The organism is Streptomyces sp. WG7 (assembly GCF_049975785.1).
GTDB lineage: Bacteria > Actinomycetota > Actinomycetes > Streptomycetales > Streptomycetaceae > Streptomyces.
In genome coordinates this window covers 56,834-73,818 of record NZ_JBNGGE010000004.1, presented here as the reverse complement: position 1 = coordinate 73,818, position 16,985 = coordinate 56,834, and the positions used below count along the sequence as shown (strand labels likewise).

General features: G+C 73.5%; 16 protein-coding genes. 7 read left to right on the top strand and 9 right to left on the bottom strand.

Annotated elements, in window-relative coordinates; translation table 11 throughout:
- Positions 1-44: 44 nt before the first annotated feature.
- Positions 45-1,055: a MerR family transcriptional regulator gene (locus ACP4J0_RS06235; RefSeq protein WP_426597589.1), complete on the bottom strand. Its 1,011-nt coding sequence runs from the start codon at positions 1,053-1,055 to the stop codon at positions 45-47.
- 121 nt (positions 1,056-1,176) lie between these two features.
- On the opposite strand from ACP4J0_RS06235, the gene ACP4J0_RS06230 reads away from it, so the two are divergent.
- Both ACP4J0_RS06230 and ACP4J0_RS06225 read left to right on the top strand, forming a co-directional pair.
- Positions 1,177-2,769, top strand: coding sequence for an alpha/beta hydrolase (locus ACP4J0_RS06230; protein WP_426597588.1), 1,593 nt, complete (start codon positions 1,177-1,179; stop codon positions 2,767-2,769).
- A gap of 545 nt (positions 2,770-3,314) precedes the next feature.
- Entirely contained in the window at positions 3,315-4,985 is a 1,671-nt protein-coding gene (locus ACP4J0_RS06225) for a cellulase family glycosylhydrolase (protein ID WP_426597587.1), read from the top strand.
- Positions 4,986-5,063: 78 nt separating this feature from the next.
- Here ACP4J0_RS06225 and ACP4J0_RS06220 read toward each other — a convergent pair whose 3' ends face one another.
- Positions 5,064-5,276 carry a hypothetical protein gene (locus tag ACP4J0_RS06220; protein WP_426597586.1) on the bottom strand — a complete coding sequence of 71 codons (213 nt, stop codon included), beginning with the start codon at positions 5,274-5,276 and terminating at the stop codon, positions 5,064-5,066.
- 1 nt (position 5,277) lies between these two features.
- On the opposite strand from ACP4J0_RS06220, the gene ACP4J0_RS06215 reads away from it, so the two are divergent.
- Genes ACP4J0_RS06215 through ACP4J0_RS06205 form a run of 3 tightly spaced genes read left to right on the top strand, consistent with a single transcriptional unit; the run spans position 5,278 to position 7,696 of the window.
- Positions 5,278-5,625 carry a hypothetical protein gene (locus ACP4J0_RS06215; protein WP_426597585.1) on the top strand — a complete coding sequence of 116 codons (348 nt, stop codon included), beginning with the start codon at positions 5,278-5,280 and terminating at the stop codon, positions 5,623-5,625.
- A gap of 53 nt (positions 5,626-5,678) precedes the next feature.
- Positions 5,679-6,368, top strand: coding sequence for a response regulator transcription factor (locus tag ACP4J0_RS06210; RefSeq protein WP_426597584.1), 690 nt, complete (start codon positions 5,679-5,681; stop codon positions 6,366-6,368).
- The gene (locus ACP4J0_RS06205; RefSeq protein WP_426597583.1) at positions 6,365-7,696 is read left to right on the top strand and encodes an ATP-binding protein; all 1,332 of its coding nucleotides are present in this window, start codon (positions 6,365-6,367) and stop codon (positions 7,694-7,696) included. The genes ACP4J0_RS06210 and ACP4J0_RS06205 overlap by 4 nt, the downstream gene beginning before the upstream one ends.
- A gap of 39 nt (positions 7,697-7,735) precedes the next feature.
- On the opposite strand, the gene ACP4J0_RS06200 is transcribed toward ACP4J0_RS06205, so the two are convergent.
- On the bottom strand, positions 7,736-8,614 hold the full coding sequence (locus ACP4J0_RS06200; RefSeq protein ID WP_426597582.1) for a CAP domain-containing protein: 879 nt from the start codon (positions 8,612-8,614) through the stop codon (positions 7,736-7,738).
- 316 nt (positions 8,615-8,930) lie between these two features.
- Here ACP4J0_RS06200 and ACP4J0_RS06195 point away from each other — a divergent pair, with 316 nt between their 5' ends.
- Entirely contained in the window at positions 8,931-12,305 is a 3,375-nt protein-coding gene (locus ACP4J0_RS06195) for a pyruvate carboxylase (RefSeq protein ID WP_426597810.1), read from the top strand.
- Positions 12,306-12,359: 54 nt separating this feature from the next.
- Here ACP4J0_RS06195 and ACP4J0_RS06190 read toward each other — a convergent pair whose 3' ends face one another.
- Genes ACP4J0_RS06190 through ACP4J0_RS06165 form a run of 6 tightly spaced genes read right to left on the bottom strand, consistent with a single transcriptional unit; the run spans position 12,360 to position 16,861 of the window.
- A complete protein-coding gene (locus tag ACP4J0_RS06190) occupies positions 12,360-12,689 on the bottom strand; it encodes an antibiotic biosynthesis monooxygenase family protein (protein WP_219179743.1) in 330 nt (109 codons plus the stop codon).
- Between the two features lie 26 nt (positions 12,690-12,715).
- On the bottom strand, positions 12,716-13,522 hold the full coding sequence (locus ACP4J0_RS06185; protein WP_426597581.1) for an endo alpha-1,4 polygalactosaminidase: 807 nt from the start codon (positions 13,520-13,522) through the stop codon (positions 12,716-12,718).
- Entirely contained in the window at positions 13,519-14,181 is a 663-nt protein-coding gene (locus ACP4J0_RS06180) for a spherulation-specific family 4 protein (protein WP_426597580.1), read from the bottom strand. The genes ACP4J0_RS06185 and ACP4J0_RS06180 overlap by 4 nt, the downstream gene beginning before the upstream one ends.
- Positions 14,178-15,104 carry an NAD-dependent epimerase/dehydratase family protein gene (locus tag ACP4J0_RS06175; protein WP_426597579.1) on the bottom strand — a complete coding sequence of 309 codons (927 nt, stop codon included), beginning with the start codon at positions 15,102-15,104 and terminating at the stop codon, positions 14,178-14,180. The genes ACP4J0_RS06180 and ACP4J0_RS06175 overlap by 4 nt, the downstream gene beginning before the upstream one ends.
- A gap of 7 nt (positions 15,105-15,111) precedes the next feature.
- Entirely contained in the window at positions 15,112-15,825 is a 714-nt protein-coding gene (locus tag ACP4J0_RS06170) for a nucleotidyltransferase family protein (protein ID WP_426597578.1), read from the bottom strand.
- A 34-nt stretch (positions 15,826-15,859) separates the two neighbouring features.
- On the bottom strand, positions 15,860-16,861 hold the full coding sequence (locus ACP4J0_RS06165; protein ID WP_426597577.1) for an SDR family NAD(P)-dependent oxidoreductase: 1,002 nt from the start codon (positions 16,859-16,861) through the stop codon (positions 15,860-15,862).
- Between the two features lie 32 nt (positions 16,862-16,893).
- Between ACP4J0_RS06165 and ACP4J0_RS06160 the strand changes: the two genes are divergently transcribed.
- Positions 16,894-16,953 carry a hypothetical protein gene (locus tag ACP4J0_RS06160; protein ID WP_426597809.1) on the top strand — a complete coding sequence of 20 codons (60 nt, stop codon included), beginning with the start codon at positions 16,894-16,896 and terminating at the stop codon, positions 16,951-16,953.
- The last annotated feature ends 32 nt before the right edge of the window (positions 16,954-16,985 follow it).

The following is a 16,985-nucleotide window of genomic DNA, read 5'->3' as shown; positions in this document are numbered from 1 at the left end:
GGGGACGCCCCTCCGGCCCGATCAGCGCCAGGGTCGCCACCACGTCACGTCGCCTGTGCCGGGGACGCCCCCGTCTGCGCGACCAGGGCCGCGAGCAGCCAGTCGTGTGCGGAGCCGGGGGTCGGTTCGGGCCGTCGCCCCGGCGGGGTGACCACCTCGCCCACCAGTTCCCAGTAGCGGTCGATCCGCGGATCGGCCGCGAGCTGCCCGGCCAGCCGCCGGCGGAAGTCCGGGGTGTCCCGGACGCCGTACGCGCTCGTGTACGCGGCGACGAAGCCGTCCAACGCCTCGCCCGGCTCCGGCTGTCGGCCCCGGCGCAGATGCGCGCCCGCCAGCTCGTACGCCTCCGCCAGCCCCGCGTACAGCACGGCCGATCCCCGGGCCCCGGCGGTCCGGTGCGCCTCGGGCTGGGGCTGTGCGGTGCCCGGGCACGGGGCGAGCGTGAGGGCGTTCAACCGGGCGAAGGCGAGGACCTGGGCCGGGGCCGGATCGTCGGGCGGCTGCGGCACCGCGACTTCCAGGAACGCGCCCACCGCCCGGGCCGGCATCCGCGGCGGCAGCCAGCCGCGCCAGAACCGGACCAGTGGCGCCGTGCTGGGCGGGGCGGACACGGCGCCGATCAGCCGGAGCCGACCGGCTCGTTCCCCGGGCGGACACTCCTGCACCAGCCGCAGCGCCGCCTCCCGCCAGCGCAACGCCTTCAGCTCCGAGCCGAGTTCACGCAGCCGCCCGGCGACCGCGGCCTCCAGCGCGCCGCCCGCCCGGCCCTCACCGCCCGCCAGGTCCTCGTTGTCCCTGTGGTGCCCGTTGTTCTCGTCGTCCTCGTCGTCGAGAACCCGGCGCACCTCGGGGACCGACAGGCCGAGGGCCCGCAGGGACCGGATCAGACGCAGCCGGTCGAGCGCCTCGGGGCCGTAGCGCCGGTGGCCGCCGGTGCTGCGCGAGGCCTCCGGCAGCAGTCCGCGGTCGGAATAGAAGCGGACGGTCTTGACGGTGACACCCGCCCGTTCGGCGAGTTCCCCGATGCCGCACAGACCGTCGTACGACGTGAGCACTTGAACCTCCCTCAGGGGGAGTTCCTACCGTACCGGCGAGCGGGGGCCGGTGATCGGGCCGGTCCGCGGGCGTACGACGCCGCAACGGGCGTCGTACCGGACTGCGTACGGAGGAGAAGCGATGACCGCGTTCATCCTGGTGTCCGGCATGTTCACCGGCACACACGTCTGGCAGGACACAGCCGCGCGCCTGACCGCCGCGGGCGCCCAGGCGCACACGGTCGCCCTCACCGGGCTCGACGGCCCGCGCGGCGGGACGGTGTCCGGCACCGACCTGGAGACCCATATCGCGGACGTGCTCGCGGTGATCGACTCGGTCGGCACGGCGAGGGACCGGAAGATCGTGCTGGTCGGCCACGACTACGGCATCCACCCGGCGCTCGGCGCCGCCGACCGGCGGGCGGAGCGCGTCGACAGGATCGTCCACCTGGACTCGGGCATGCCGCGGGACGGCGTCCCGGCCCTGGCCGCCGTCCCCGACCAGTCCCTGCGCGAGCGGCTGGCCGGGCGGCCCGGGACGGGCCGGGGGGCGGGGGCCGACGCGGTACTGGCACCCCCGGCGCACGACGAGTGGCGGATCTGGGGCAGCACCGCGGGCGTTCCCGACGCGGCACTGGACCGGCTCACCGCCCTCGCCGCGCCACAACCCCTGGGCACCCTGCTCCAGCCCCTGCGGCTGACCGGGGCGGTGACCTCGGTGCCCACCACCGGCGTGCTGTGCACCGGCAACGGCGCGAGCATCGAGATGGTCCAGATGCTGGTGGGCTTCGGCGGCGATCCCGCGCTGCAGGCCCTGACCGATCCCCGGGTGAGCTTCTTCGAACTCCCCACCGGGCACTGGCCGATGCTCTCCTGTCCCGCCGAACTCGCGGACGTCCTGCTGCAGGCCGCGGCCGGCGAGGGACACCGGCTGAAGCCCGCGGACGAGGCGGAACAGCCCGCGCATCTGCGGCCGTTCCTGCTGGACGTCCCCGAGGTCCCCCGCGAACGGCACGGGAACGTCGACCTGTACCTGCCCGACGCCCAGGAGCCGCGCCCGGCGGTGGTGTTCGTGCACGGCGGCCCGGTCCCCGCCGACGCCCGGCCGACCCCGAGGGACTGGCCGGCCCTGACGGGGTACGCCCGGTACGCGGCCGGCAGCGGTGCGGTGGGCGTGGTCCTCGACCACCGCCTGCACGACCTGGGCGACTACGAGCGCGCCGCCGCCGACGTGGCCGCCGCCGTGGAACTGGTCCGGGCCGACCCGCGGGTGGACGCCGACCGGATCGCGCTGTGGTTCTTCTCGGGCGGCGGCCTGATCACGACGGACTGGCTGGCGGCGCCTCCGCGGTGGCTGCGCTGCCTGGCGGCCACCTACCCGGTCCTGGCACCCCTGCCGAACTGGGGGCTGTCCGGCACCCGCTTCCACCCGGCGCGCGCGGTGGCCGGCGCCGGCGCCCTGCCCGTCGTACTCACGCGCGTGGGACTGGAGATGCCCGAGATCGCCGCCACGGTCGAGGAGTTCCTGGCCGCGGCCGAGGACTGCGGGGCGGACGTCGAGGTGGTCGACGTGCCGCACGGTCACCACTCCTTCGAGACCGTCGACCCGACCGACGAGTCGCGCGAGGCGGTCCACCGCGCGATGCGTGCGGTACTGGACCACGTCGGCCGGCGCGACCTGCCTCGACGAAGCGGGGACGGCCCGCCCGAGGCACCCGGCCGGGCGGTGCGGTGACCGGTCCCCGGCGGACACCGGCCGGCCCGGTTCCACGAGGATCACCGACGCCTTCCCTCCGTCCTGGGCACGGCCATCGGTGCGGTGCTCCTCCACCACTTCGCCGGCCGCCTCCCGGCGCCGTACCGGGAACCGCCGGAGCGGACGGGCGAGGGCCGACCGGCGCGGCTGCGTGATCACGGCGACCGCCCGCTGCCGCGACGTGTGCCGGGGCCGGAGGACCGGGCCACGTCCTGAGCGGCGCCGGTGGTCAGGACGTCGCTTCCCGCAGGGTGATGCCGTCGCCGCCAGGTGCGCACCCCGACCCGGCCATCACGGCCCTGCCGAGTTTCCGGTCCGCCATCGGCCCGAGCGGCCGCGGCGCGGGCCGGGCCGGGCCGGCCCTGTGCCGGGGACCGGCCCGGGCCGGAGGGCAAGCGTTTTCTGTCCCACGTCTTGACGTGTACGCGGCGCAATGGATTCTATGGGAGCGCTCCCATGCGTTCCCATGCGTCCGTGCGCCCTCATCGTCCACCGTGTCCGCACTACTCAGCCCTGGAGTCGCCGTGCGAACAGCAAGACGCGATACACCGAAAGGCCCGCTGCCCCGCCTGCTGACCGGCCTGGCCGCCCTGCTCGGGCTGGTCGTCGCCGGTGCCCTCTGTCCCGCCGTCGCGCTGGCCCAGTCGCCGGGCACCCAGGCCACCGGCCTGCACATCAGCGACGGCCGGCTGCTGGAAGGCAACGGCAACGACTTCGTCATGCGCGGGGTCAACCACGCCCACACCTGGTACCCCGGCGAGACCCAGTCGCTGGCCGACGTCAAGGCGCTGGGCGCCAACACCGTCCGGGTCGTCCTGTCCGACGGCCACCGCTGGAGCGAGAACAGCCCCGCCGACGTGGCCGCCGTCGTCGGCCAGTGCAAGGCGAACCGGCTGATCTGCGTGCTGGAGGTGCACGACACCACGGGTTACGGCGAGGACGCCGCCGCCGGCACGCTCGACCACGCCGCCGACTACTGGATCGGCCTCAAGGACGTGCTGGCCGGCGAAGAGGACTACGTCATCGTCAACATCGGCAACGAGCCCTGGGGCAACACCGACCCCGCCGGCTGGACCGAGCCGACCGTCGCGGCGGTCGAGAAGCTGCGCGACGCCGGCTTCCAGCACACGATCATGGTGGACGCGCCCAACTGGGGCCAGGACTGGCAGGGGGTCATGCGGGCCAACGCCCAGTCCGTCTACGACGCCGACCCCACCGGCAACCTGATCTTCTCGATCCACATGTACAGCGTCTACGACACCGCCCAGGAGATCACCGATTACCTGAACGCCTTCGTCGACGCCCGACTTCCCATCCTCATCGGTGAGTTCGGCGGCCCCGCCGACCAGTGGGGCGACCCGGACGAGGACACCATGATGGCCACCGCCGAGCAGCTCGACCTCGGCTACCTGGCCTGGTCCTGGAGCGGCAACACCGACCCGGTCCTCGACCTCGCCCTCGACTTCGACCCCGGCCGGCTCAGCTCCTGGGGCGAGCGCATCTTCCACGGCGCCGACGGCATCGCGCAGACGTCCGAGGAGGCCACGGTCTACGGCAGCCCCGGCCCGGACGACACCCAGGCGCCCACCACCCCGGGAACGCCGACCGCGTCCGCGGTCACGGACACGTCCGTCACCCTCGGCTGGGCCGCCGCGACGGACGACGTGGGCGTCGCCGGCTACGACGTCGTCCGGATCGGCGACGGCGGCGAGACCGAGGTCGCCGCCTCCACCACCAGCACCGCCACCGTGACGGGCCTCACCGCCGGCACCACCTACACCTTCGCCGTCTACGCCCGCGACGCGGCCGGCAACCGCTCGGCCCGCTCCGCCACCGTGGACGTCACCACCGACGAGGGCGGCGGCACCCCCGGTGCCGGCTGCTCGGTCGGATACCGCGTGGTGGGCGAGTGGCCGGGCGGCTTCCAGGGCGAGATCGCCGTCCGCAACACCGGGACCGCGCCCGTCAGCCCCTGGACGCTCGCCTTCGCCTTCGCGGACGGCCAGACCATCACGAACATGTGGGGCGGGACCCCGACCCAGGACGCCGGCGCGGTGAGCGTCGCCCCGGCCCCCTACACGGCCAGCATCCCCGCCGGCGGCACGGTCACCCTCGGCTTCACCGCCCAGAAGGGCGGCACCAACACCGCCCCGGCCGCGTTCAGCCTCAACGGGACCGCCTGCGTCACGACGTGACCGCGTACGGCTGCCTCACCGGCCGGCGGCGGCCACCTGCCTCCGCCGGCCGGTACCGGCGCGTTCGCACGAGGGGCGTCACCACGACACCTCGCGGACGTCGGCCCGGCTCTGCGGCTGCGTCGTCGCGGTGATCTCCGAACGGTGACGGCTCGCCGAGAACGTCACCGTCAGCGTCTGCGGCTCGCTCTGGCTCGTACTCACCGTGAAGCCCCGGTCGGGCACGGCCGAGATCAGACACACCTCGCTGCCGCCGAACCGCACGGTCGCCTTGCCGCCTTCGGAAGGCACCGTGTACACGCCCGCCCCGCCGTCCCGGCACCCCGGGTCGACGCCGCCGGCCGGAGGCTGCGGGGGCGTGGTGCGGGCGGCCGGCGTCGGTGTCGGGCTCGGTTCGGGCGGCCTCTCGCTGGTACGGGCGGGCGCCGGGCTGGGTTTTCGGCTGGTCGCCGAAGGGCTGGGGGACGGCTTCACGGTCTTGGACGCGGTGGGCCGGGGGGACGCCGTGGGTGCCGGGAGCTCCTTCGGCGCCGACTGCGCGACCGGCGCGGTCGGCCGGGTCGAGCCCACCACGAAGTGGATCGTGATGATGACAGCCGTGACACTGGCTGCCGTGCACGACAGCCAGATGATCAGGTAGCGAAGGAGGCGGGACACGACACCATAGTGACGGACCGGCTAACGTGCCTGCTCATGGCCTCCGTACTTGTCGTCGAGGACGACCCTGTGATCCGGGCCGCGCTGATCGAGGTCCTGACCGGACACGGCTACGCGGTGAAGACCGCTCACCAGGGGTTCGAGGCGTTGCGCGACATCACCCAGAGCCCGCCGGACATCGTGGTGCTCGACCTCGGGCTGCCCGACCTCGACGGGCTCGACGTGCTGCGGATGATCCGGGGCATCTCCCGCGTCCCGGTCCTCGTCGCCACCGCCCGCGACGACGACACCGAGATCATCCGCCTGCTCAACGCCGGCGCCGACGACTACATGGTCAAGCCGTTCTCCGGCGGCCAGCTCGCCGCCCGGCTCGCCGCCGTGCTGCGCCGGTCCGTGCCCGCCGACGTCCGTGCCGCGCGGCGGCCCGTCCTCCAGGTCGCCGACCTGCGCATCGACCCCACCGCGCGCACCGCGCAGCTCGCCGGCCGGGAACTGCTCCTCACCCGTCGCGAGTTCGACCTGCTCGCCTATCTGGCCGCCCACGCCGACCAGGTCATATCCAGGCAGCGCATACTCACCGAGGTGTGGCAGCAGCCCTACGTGGAGGACCAGACGGTGGACGTCCACCTGTCCGCACTCCGCCGCAAAATGGGCGAGAAGGCACGAAAGCCCCGATATCTCCACACCGTCCGCGGTATCGGCATCAAGCTGGTCAGCTCGCCATGAGACGTGCCCTCGCCGGGATCGCCCTGGCCGTCACCTCGATGGTGGCGCTGTCGTTCCTCATCCCGCTCGCCCTCCTCGTCCGCGAACAGGCCCGGGACCGGGTCACCACCGCCGCCGAGCAGCGCGCCTCGGCCCTGTCTCCGGTGCTCGCCCTGACCACCCGGCGCTCCGACGTACAGCAGGCCGTCGCCGAGCTCGGCTCGTCCGACCAGCTCGTCGTACGGCTGCCCGACGGAGGCTTCGTCGGAACGCCGCACGCGCCCGAGACCGCGCTGGACCGTGCCGTGCGGGGCCGGGAGACGCTCGCCGTCGACACCGCGGACGGCTGGGTCTACCTCCAGCCCGTCGTCCTGCGGGGCGACCGGGTCGCGGTCGTGGAGGCCTACGTGCCCGCCGCGGACCTCACCCGGGGCGTGGCCGCGTCATGGGGTGTGATGGCGCTGCTCGCGCTCGGCCTGGTCGGCGGCTCGGTGCTGGTCGCCGACCGGCTCGGCGCCCGTGTCGTCCGCTCCTCCCGCGGTCTCAAGCGTGCCGCGCTGGCCCTCGGCTCCGGCGACCTCGACGTACGGGTGGAACCGGACGGCCCGCCCGAGCTCCAGGAGGCCGGAGTGGCGTTCAACACCATGGCCGACCGGGTCGTCGACCTGCTCGCCGTCGAACGCGAGCTGGTCGCCGACCTCTCCCACCGGCTGCGCACCCCGCTGACCGCCCTCTACCTGGAGGCCGACCGGATGGGCGCGACCCCGAGCGCGCGGCGGGTGACGGAGGCGGCCGGACAACTGGAGAGCGAGCTCGACTCGATCATCGCCGCGGCACGCACACCCCTGGCCGCGGCACAGCCCGGCGGGGCGGCGGGCCCGGCGAGACCGTGCGACGTCGCCGAGGTGGTCGCCATGCGCCTGGACTTCTGGTCGGTCCTCGCCACCCAGCAGGGCCGGCCGTACGAGCGCTCCCTGACCCCTCGCCCGGCGCCCGTCGCCTTCCCCGAGGACGACCTCGCGGCCGTCGTCGACGCACTGATCGGCAACGTCTTCCGGCACACCCCGCAGGGCACCGCTTTCGCCGTCCGCGTGGAGCGGGCGGACGGGCACGTGTTCCTCACGGTCGACGACGCCGGCCCCGGAGTGGCGGACCCCGAGGCCGCGCTGACCCGGGGCGTCAGCGTCGGCGGCTCGACCGGCCTCGGCCTGGACATCGTGGCCCGGGCGGCCCGCGCGGCCGACGGCGAACTGACGATCACCCGCGCGCCGCTGGGAGGCGCACGGGTGCGGGTCTCGTTCCTGCTCGCCGGCACGAGCGGGGGCGGACCCGCAGGCGAGGGCCGGTGACGGACGGGCGGACCCGGAGGCGGGGTCCGGTGACGGACGTCAGCGGCTCGTACCGAAGTTCTGGGTCCACCAGGGGCCGCCGTCGCCGAAGTGGACGCCGACGCCCAGCTCCTTGAAGGAGCAGTTGAGTATGTTCGCGCGGTGGCCGGGGCTGTTCATCCAGGAGTCCATCACCGAGGCGGCGTCCGCCTGCCCCCGCGCTATGTTCTCGCCCAGCGTGGACCACTGGTAGCCGGCGGCCTCGACGCGGCTCGCCATGGTGGAGCCGTCGGGGCCCGTGTGGGACATCACGCCGCTGCTCGCCATGACGTCGCTGTAGTCGTCGGCGGCCCGGGTCAGCCGGCTGTTCGCCGTGACCGGCGAGCAGCCGGCCGCGGCCCGCTCCTCGTTCACGAGCGCGAGAACCTGCGCCTCGGACCCGCCGACCCCACCGGAGCCCGATCCCGACTCCGATGCCGAACCCGATCCGGTGCCCGACCCCGTGCCGCTGCCGCCACCGTCCGACGCCCGGTCGCCGCCGCCGCTCTTCGCCGTCGTCCGCGCGGGCGCCCTGGACGCGGGGGCGGCCGCCTTCGCCGGGCTGGTGGCCGGACTCGCCGACGTCTTCGGCTCCTTCTCGTCCTTCGGTTCGGCGCTCCGGCTCGGCGAGCTGCTCGCCGTGGCGATCGGGCTCGCCGACGCGGAGGCCGACGGCGTCGCACCGCCCGCCGGTTCCTCGGCGCCCGGCGCCTCACCGGCGGCGTTCGTGGCGACCCGGTCCGAGGCCTTGCCGTCCTCGCCCTGGGCGACGGCCAGGGTGATCCCGACGCCCGCCGTCACGGTGACGGCGCCGAGCACCAGCGCGGCACCGCGTGTCCGGAGCCCGCCGCGGGGCCGGGCGTGGGAACGGGACGGGCGAGCGGCTCGGCGGGAACCCATGCGCAGGACACCTCGGCTTGTCTGTCGGCTGACGGAACACCCTCCGGACCCGGTGGACGCGACCGCGCCCACCGGGACTGTGGGGGGTGTTCGAGAGCCTAGGACGGGGCAGGCGTGGAAACGGCAGTTCGAAGGTCTTCTTCAGAAAGCCTTAAAAGAACAGCCAAAGTCCGCTGAGGTCCCGAGCCGCACCGAGCCGCACCGACCCGCGTCGGGACGCACGAGAACAGAGCCATGAGTGGCCCGGCTCACATGGCGTACCGGAGGTGGCGCCGACACCATGGTCTCGTCACCCGGCAGGCTGAAGGGATCAACAATGTTCCGCAAGGTGCTGGTCGCCAACCGCGGTGAGATCGCGATCCGGGCGTTCCGCGCGGGCTACGAGCTCGGCGCGCGCACCGTCGCCGTCTTCCCGCACGAGGACCGCAACTCGCTGCACCGGCTGAAGGCCGACGAGGCCTACGAGATCGGGGAGCCGGGACATCCGGTGCGCGCGTACCTCTCCGTGGAGGAGATCGTCCGCGCCGCACGCCGGGCGGGAGCCGACGCCGTCTACCCGGGCTACGGATTCCTGTCCGAGAACCCGGAACTCTCCCGCGCCTGCGAAGAGGCCGGCATCACGTTCGTCGGACCGAGCGCCCAGATCCTCGAACTGACCGGCAACAAGGCCCGTGCCGTCGCCGCCGCCCGCGAGGCAGGTGTGCCGGTCCTCGGTTCCTCCGCGCCCTCCACCGACGTGGACGAACTCGTCCGCGCCGCCGACGACGTGGGCTTCCCCGTGTTCGTGAAGGCGGTCGCGGGCGGCGGCGGGCGCGGCATGCGCCGCGTCGAGGAACCCGCCCAGCTGCGCGAGGCCATCGAGGCGGCGTCCCGGGAGGCGGCCTCCGCGTTCGGCGACCCGACGGTGTTCCTGGAGAAGGCCGTCGTCGAACCCCGCCACATCGAGGTCCAGATCCTCGCCGACGGCCAGGGCGACGTCATCCACCTCTTCGAGCGGGACTGCTCGGTGCAGCGCCGCCACCAGAAGGTCATCGAGCTGGCCCCCGCACCGAACCTCGACCCGGCGCTGCGGGCGCGGATCTGCGCCGACGCCGTGAACTTCGCCCGGCGGATCGGCTACCGCAACGCCGGCACCGTGGAGTTCCTCGTCGACCGCGACGGCAACCACGTCTTCATCGAGATGAACCCGCGCATCCAGGTCGAGCACACGGTGACCGAAGAGGTCACCGACGTCGACCTCGTCCAGTCCCAGCTGCGCATCGCCGCCGGCGAGACACTGGCCGACCTCGGTCTCGCCCAGGAGAACATCACCCTGCGCGGCGCGGCCCTCCAGTGCCGCATCACCACCGAGGACCCCGCCAACGGCTTCCGCCCCGACACCGGGCGGATCAGCGCCTACCGCTCGCCCGGCGGCTCCGGCATCCGTCTCGACGGCGGCACCACCCACGCCGGGACGGAGATCAGCGCCCACTTCGACTCGATGCTGGTCAAGCTCTCCTGCCGGGGCCGGGACTTCCCCACCGCGGTGGGCCGCGCCCGACGCGCCGTGGCCGAGTTCCGCATCCGCGGCGTCGCCACCAACATCCCCTTCCTGCAGGCGGTGCTGGACGACCCCGACTTCCAGGCCGGCCGGGTCACCACCTCCTTCATCGAGCAGCGCCCGCACCTGCTCACCGCCCGCCACTCCGCCGACCGCGGCACCAAGCTGCTGACCTACCTCGCCGACGTCACGGTGAACAAGCCGCACGGCGAGCGCCCCGACATCGTCGACCCGCTGACCAAGCTGCCGCTGCTGCCCGCGGGTGAACCTCCGGCCGGCTCCCGGCAGCGCCTCGCCGAGCTGGGCCCGGAGGGCTTCGCCCGGTGGCTGCGGGCCTCGCCCACCATCGGCGTCACCGACACCACGTTCCGCGACGCCCACCAGTCGCTGCTCGCCACCCGGGTCCGCACCAAGGACATGCTCGCCGTCGCCCCGCAGGTCGCGCACTCCCTGCCCCAGCTGCTGTCCCTGGAGTGCTGGGGCGGCGCCACCTACGACGTCGCGCTGCGCTTCCTCGCCGAGGACCCGTGGGAGCGGCTGGCCGCACTGCGCGAGGCCGTGCCCAACATCTGCCTCCAGATGCTGCTGCGCGGCCGCAACACCGTGGGCTACACCCCGTACCCGACCGAGGTGACCGACGCCTTCGTGCAGGAGGCGGCGGCCACCGGCATCGACGTCTTCCGCATCTTCGACGCCCTCAACGACGTCGACCAGATGCGGCCCGCCATCGACGCCGTACGGCAGACCGGCACGTCCGTCGCGGAGGTGGCCCTCTGCTACACCGCCGACCTGTCCGACCCCTCCGAGCGGCTCTACACGCTCGACTACTACCTGCGGCTCGCCGAGCGGATCGTGGACGCCGGCGCACACGTCCTGGCCGTCAAGGACATGGCCGGGCTGTTGCGGGCACCGGCCGCGGCGACCCTGGTGTCGGCGCTGCGCCGGGAGTTCGACCTGCCGGTGCACCTGCACACCCACGACACCACCGGCGGCCAGCTCGCCACCTACCTCGCCGCGATCCAGGCCGGCGCGGACGCCGTCGACGGGGCGGTGGCGTCCATGGCGGGCACCACCTCGCAGCCGTCCCTGTCGGCGATCGTCGCCGCCACCGACCACACGGAGCGGCCCACCGGCCTCGACCTCCAGGCCGTCGGCGACCTGGAACCGTACTGGGAGAGCGTCCGCAAGGTGTACGCCCCCTTCGAGGCGGGACTCGCCTCACCGACCGGCCGCGTCTACCACCACGAGATCCCCGGCGGGCAGCTCTCCAACCTGCGCACCCAGGCCATCGCGCTCGGTCTCGGCGACCGCTTCGAGGACATCGAGGCCATGTACGCCGCCGCCGACCGCATGCTCGGCCGACTGGTGAAGGTCACGCCCTCCTCCAAGGTGGTCGGCGACCTGGCCCTGCACCTGGTGGGCGCCGGCGTCTCCCCGGCGGACTTCGAGGAGAACCCCGACCGGTTCGACATCCCCGACTCCGTCATCGGCTTCCTCCGCGGCGAGCTGGGCACCCCGCCCGGCGGCTGGCCCGAGCCGTTCCGCAGCAAGGCCCTGCGGGGCCGCGCCGAGGCCAGGCCCCTGCCCGGACTGACCGCCGACGACCGCACCGGCCTGGCCAAGGAACGCCGGACGACCCTCAACCGGCTGCTGTTCCCCGGACCGGCGCGCGAGTTCGACACCCACCGCGCCTCCTACGGCGACACCAGCGTCCTGGACAGCAAGGACTTCTTCTACGGGCTGCGCCCCGGCAAGGAGTACACGGTCGACCTCGACCCCGGCGTCCGGCTGCTCATCGAACTCCAGGCGGTCGGCGACGCGGACGAGCGCGGTATGCGCACCGTGATGTCCTCCCTGAACGGCCAGCTCCGGCCGATCCAGGTCCGCGACCGGTCGGCGGCCTCCGACGTGCCGGTCACGGAGAAGGCCGACCGGTCGGACCCCGGCCATGTCGCGGCGCCGTTCGCGGGCGTGGTGACGCTCGCCGTCGCCGAGGGCGACGAGGTCGAGGCCGGTGCGACGGTGGCCACCATCGAGGCGATGAAGATGGAGGCCACGATCACCGCCCCGAAGTCGGGCACGGTGACCAGGCTCGCCATCAACCGCATCCAGCAGGTCGAGGGCGGAGACCTCCTGGTCCAGCTCGGCTGAGCACGGCGGCGGCCACGACCCGGCCTCGTCGGGCCGTGGCCGCCACCACCGCGTTCACGCCTCCTTGGGAGCCGCCTGCTGCACCACCTCGAAGGACCACACCGTGGACCCGCTCGCCGCGGGCTTCGGGCGCTCGCCGCCCTCGGCGCCGCCGCCCTGGTGCGCAGCCTTCATCGGCCCCTCCATCCAGGCCTGGAACGACGCCTCGTCACGCCAGCGCGTGTAGACGAGGTAGTCGTCGGTGCCCTCCACCGGCCGCAGGAGCTCGAACCACTCGAACCCGTCGGAACTCTCCACGGCATGGGCCCGCGAGGCGAAGCGCTTCTCCAGCGTCTCGCGCTGCTCGGCGGGGACGGTCAGTACGTTGATCTTGACTACGCTCATGGGCACCATCCTGCCGTATGCCGCGGTCAACAAGGATCGCGCCAGACCCCGAGCTCCGGCCTCTTCAGCATCGAGGACAGTCCGAGCCGGCGTGACTCGGGACAGAATCCCCGGGTCGGCTCGCTGTACTCCACATGGAAGACCGCCTTGCCGGCCTCGACGAACGGCGTGAGCCGCGCGCACTCCCCGTACTCGGCGCACTGTTCGTTGACGGCGAAGTCGAAGTCGTCCACCAGCTGCGGGATCTGCGGCAGGTCGTTCTTCAGGCCCACCGCCAGACCGCGCTCGTGGGCGATGCGGGCGATCATCCGGTTGTACGCCAGCTGGTCCCGCGCGGTGAGCGGGAAACCGGTCTCGTTGCCGTACCCCTCCACCAGGTCGGGCTCCACCGCGTCGAAGCCCTTGTCCCGGCACATGTCGAACCGCCGCTCCATGATCGGCCGCAGTACGGCGATCCGGCGGATGTCGAGCCAGCGTTCGCCCCGCCAGCCGTTGGGCTCGCCCAGCACCGTACGGGGAAAGGCGTCCCGGTCGGGCCGGAAGTCCTCCCAGGCGCCCACGTTGACGTAGCAGATCACCTTGCGGCCGGCGCGGTGCAGCCGGTCCACGTCGGCCGCGTCGTTCTCGAAGCCGTCGATGTCGTAGACCGGCACGTCGGCCGACGGATCGACCCGGCCGTCGAGCTGCCACTGCCAGGCCAGCCCGGGGCGGGGCTGCCACACCGCGGTGGCGGACGGGTCCGGCGGCGGTGTGCCGTCCGCACCGGCACACCCGCTCACCACCGAGAGGGTGAGCGCCGCCAGCAGCGCGGCGAGCGCCCGCCCCCTCCTCATCGCTCAGCCCCGGTCAGTACGGGGGTCAGGCGGGCCCACGGGTTGGGTGGCTCGCCGGTGACGGGCCCGGAGACCGCTGCACCGCGCTCGTGCGCGGTGCGTACGGCGAGCGGGACCAGCGCCTCGGGCACCCCGTACACCAGGTGGCAGAAGCGCTCGGGCGGGTGCCGCAGCGTCCAGTCCGGCCGGCTGAACGCGGACACGTAGGCGGACCAGGACCCCTCGAAGGTGACGACGAGATCGGCCAGCCGTGCGTAACCCGGTGCCGGGTGGACCCCCGGGTTCAGCACGACGGGAGCCGATCCCCGCCGGCGCAGACCACGCACCAGCGCTCTGCAGGCGGGCAGTTCGGTCGCGGCCGAACTCACCCGGTCCAGGAAGCAGCCGTCGGCCCCGTACCACTCCCGGTGCCGCCCGGCGTCCTCGGCGACCTCGGCCGCCGGACGCGTGCCGTAGTCCGTGTCGACGTAGCCGAGCAGGCGGGCGCCCGCCGCACGCAGCGCCCCGGCCGCCGCGGCGAAAGCGGGATCCGGCGCACGGCCCGGCCCGTTCGCGGGGTTGATGACGACCCCGTACGTGCGGTCGGCCGCCGTGATGAGCCGGTGCCAGGAGCCAGGGTCCTCGGCCGGGTGGACGTACAGCGGGATCAGCAGGCTCACGACGGCCGGTCGCCTTCCGTGGTGAGGGACGCCGGCCGGGCGCCGGCCGACCACAGCGCGGCCAGCGACTCGTCCAGCGAGTACGACGGCCGCCAGTCGAGGGCGGCCCGGGCGGCGGTGATGTCGGAGCACTGCCAGGACACCTGGTCCGAGCGGGCCGAGCCGGCGCCCTGTTCCTCGATCCGGCCGCGGAAGCCCGCGGTGTCCGCGAGTGTCCGCACCAGCCGGCGCACCGGCACGGCGTCGCCGCCACCGATGTTGAGCAGGCGCGGCAGCGGCCCGGTCGCGGTGACCGCGCGTTCGACCGCCCGCGCGACGTCGCGTACGTCCACGAAGTCCCGGTACGCCGACAGGTCGCCCAGCCGGAGCACCGCCTCCGGGTCCGTGCCCGCCGCGCGCAGCAGTCCGGTGACCCGGCCGGGCAGGCCGGTGGGCGGCGCGCCGGGTCCCACCGGGTTGCCGACCCGCAGGACCACCGCGTCCAGTTCGGAGGTGGCGACCGTGACCGTGCCGGCCAGCTTGGTGGCCCCGTAGGCGGACAGGGGCCGGGTGGGCCCCGACTCCGGCACCCTGACCCGCTCCGTCCCCGGCCCGTACTCCGCGGCCGAACCGAGGTGGATCAGTCGCGCCGTGGGACGGACCCGGCGCAACGCCGCACAGAGGACGGCGGGGCCGCGGGCGTTGAGCTCGGCGAGCGTCACCGGATCGCCGCCGGTCGCGCCCGCGCAGTTGACGACGGTGTCGACGGCCGCCGACGCCAGAGCCTCGGCAAGCCGGTCGACAGGGTCGCCGGCGAGGTCGACGGTCACGTCGGCGGCGGCGGAGCGGCCGCCGCCGAGGACCCGCGCGCCGGGCAGGGCGCGCAGCCGCTCGGCGACGTGGGCGCCCAGATAGCCGGTGGAACCCAGGACGAGAATGCGCATGCGGTGCTCAGGCTCCCTTGAGCAGCAGGGACTTGCGGCTGGTGAACTCCGCGTTGGCCCGGTCGTAGTCGTCGGGACGGCCGATGTCGAGCCAGTAGCCGTCGAAGTCGTAGGCGTGCGGCGGGTTGCCGTCCTTGAGCAGGTCCAGCACCAACTCGTCGAAGCCCAGCGGTAGTCCGGCGGTGTAGCCGTCGAGTGTCGCCCGGGTCAGTCCGTACACGCCCATGGAGACGCGGTAGTCCATGCTGGGCTTCTCGGTGAAGGCGACGACCCGGCTCGCGTCGGTGGTCAGGACCCCGAAGTCGATGTGCACCTTCCTGGCGTACGTGGCGATGGTCAGCGGCGCACCGGAGGCGCGGTGCCGGCCCAGGACGTCGGCGTAGTCGAGGTCGGTGAGGATGTCGCCGTTCATGACCAGGAAGTGCTCCGGCAGCCGCTCGCGCATGGTGAGCAGCGGCCCCATGGTCCCGAGCGGGCTCTCCTCGGTGGCGTAGTCGACGGTCAGACCCCACTGCGAGCCGTCGCCGACGTAGGCGCGGATGATCTCACCGAGGTGGCCTATGGCGATCGTGCAGCCGGTGAACCCGGCCGTGGCGAGCTGGCGCAGGACGATCTCCAGGATGGCGTGCTGGTCGCCGATGGGCACGAGCGGCTTGGGCAGCGCGGTTGTGTAGGGCCGCAGCCGGACGCCCTTGCCTCCGGCCAGGATCACTGCGTGCATGAGGTTCCCCCCTCGGTCAACGTGCCGGTCGTGGTCAGATGTTGTAGATGCCGGTCTTGTAGCGGGCGAGGTTGCCCGGGTCGCGGAAGAACTCCACCGTGTGGGCGAGGCCCTGCTCCAGGTCGTGCGCCGGGCTCCAGCCGGTCGCCTCCCGCAGCCGGCTCGCGTCGGCGACGAGCCGCATCACCTCGGAGTTCGCGGGCCGCAGACGCTGCGCGTCCTCCCGTACGTCGAGCGCGGTGTCCATCACCTTGCCGATGAGCGCCACCAGGTCGCCGACGGAGATCTCGCCGCCGGTCCCGGCGTTGAAGGTGCGGCCCACGACCCGCTCGGCGGGCGCGGTGCCGACCGCGAGGAACGCCTGCGCGGTGTCCTTGACGAAGGTGAAGTCCCGGGTGGGGCGCAGGTCCCCGAGGGTGATGGTGCGTTCGCCGGCCGCGACCTGGCCGATGACGGTGGGGATCACGGCCCGCATCGACTGCCGGGGGCCGTAGGTGTTGAAGGGCCGCAGTGTCACCACCGGGGTGTCGAAACTGGCGTGGTAGCTGTCCGCCAGCCGGTCCCCGCCCGCCTTGGACGCGGCGTACGGCGACTGCGTGTTGATGGGGTGGTCCTCGGTGATCGGCACGGTCTGCGCGGTGCCGTACGTCTCGCTGGTGGAGGTGTGCACCAGCCGGGGCGTGCCCTGGGCGCGGACCGCCTCCAGGACGTTCAGCGTGCCGGTGACGTTGGTGTCGACATAGCTGTGCGGTGCCCGGTAGGAGTACGGGATGGCGATGAGGGCGGCCAGGTGGTAGACGCAGTCGGCTCCCTCGACGAGGTGGCGGACCGAACCGGGGTCGCGGACGTCGCCGAGGACGATCTCGACCTGGTCGAGGACGTCGGGGGAGAGGGTCTCCAGCCAGCCGTAGGAGGAGAAGGAGTTGTACTGCGCCATGGCCCTCACCCGGTGGCCGGAGGCGACGAGCGCCTCGGTGAGGTGGGAGCCGATGAATCCCTCGGCTCCGGTGACGGCGGCGAGCGGTGTGGCGGTCACGCGGGATCCTTCCGGTCGATGGTCGATGGTCGATGGTCGATGGTCGATGGTCGATGGTCGATGGTCGGTGGGTCGGTGGGCCGACGATGTAGGCGAGGCCCGTCCGGGCCCCCGTCGGTACGAC

What these genes read in the sequence shown, in the direction of transcription:
- ACP4J0_RS06200 (WP_426597582.1), bottom strand. Translation starts at nt 8,614, where the DNA reads ATGGGTTCCCGCCGAGCCGCTCGCCCGTCCCGTTCCCACGCCCGGCCC.
- ACP4J0_RS06185 (WP_426597581.1), bottom strand. Translation starts at nt 13,522, where the DNA reads ATGAGGAGGGGGCGGGCGCTCGCCGCGCTGCTGGCGGCGCTCACCCTC.
- ACP4J0_RS06205 (WP_426597583.1), top strand. Translation starts at nt 6,365, where the DNA reads ATGAGACGTGCCCTCGCCGGGATCGCCCTGGCCGTCACCTCGATGGTG.
- ACP4J0_RS06230 (WP_426597588.1), top strand. Translation starts at nt 1,177, where the DNA reads ATGACCGCGTTCATCCTGGTGTCCGGCATGTTCACCGGCACACACGTC.
- ACP4J0_RS06170 (WP_426597578.1), bottom strand. Translation starts at nt 15,825, where the DNA reads ATGCACGCAGTGATCCTGGCCGGAGGCAAGGGCGTCCGGCTGCGGCCC.
- ACP4J0_RS06175 (WP_426597579.1), bottom strand. Translation starts at nt 15,104, where the DNA reads ATGCGCATTCTCGTCCTGGGTTCCACCGGCTATCTGGGCGCCCACGTC.
- ACP4J0_RS06210 (WP_426597584.1), top strand. Translation starts at nt 5,679, where the DNA reads ATGGCCTCCGTACTTGTCGTCGAGGACGACCCTGTGATCCGGGCCGCG.
- ACP4J0_RS06190 (WP_219179743.1), bottom strand. Translation starts at nt 12,689, where the DNA reads ATGAGCGTAGTCAAGATCAACGTACTGACCGTCCCCGCCGAGCAGCGC.
- ACP4J0_RS06195 (WP_426597810.1), top strand. Translation starts at nt 8,931, where the DNA reads ATGTTCCGCAAGGTGCTGGTCGCCAACCGCGGTGAGATCGCGATCCGG.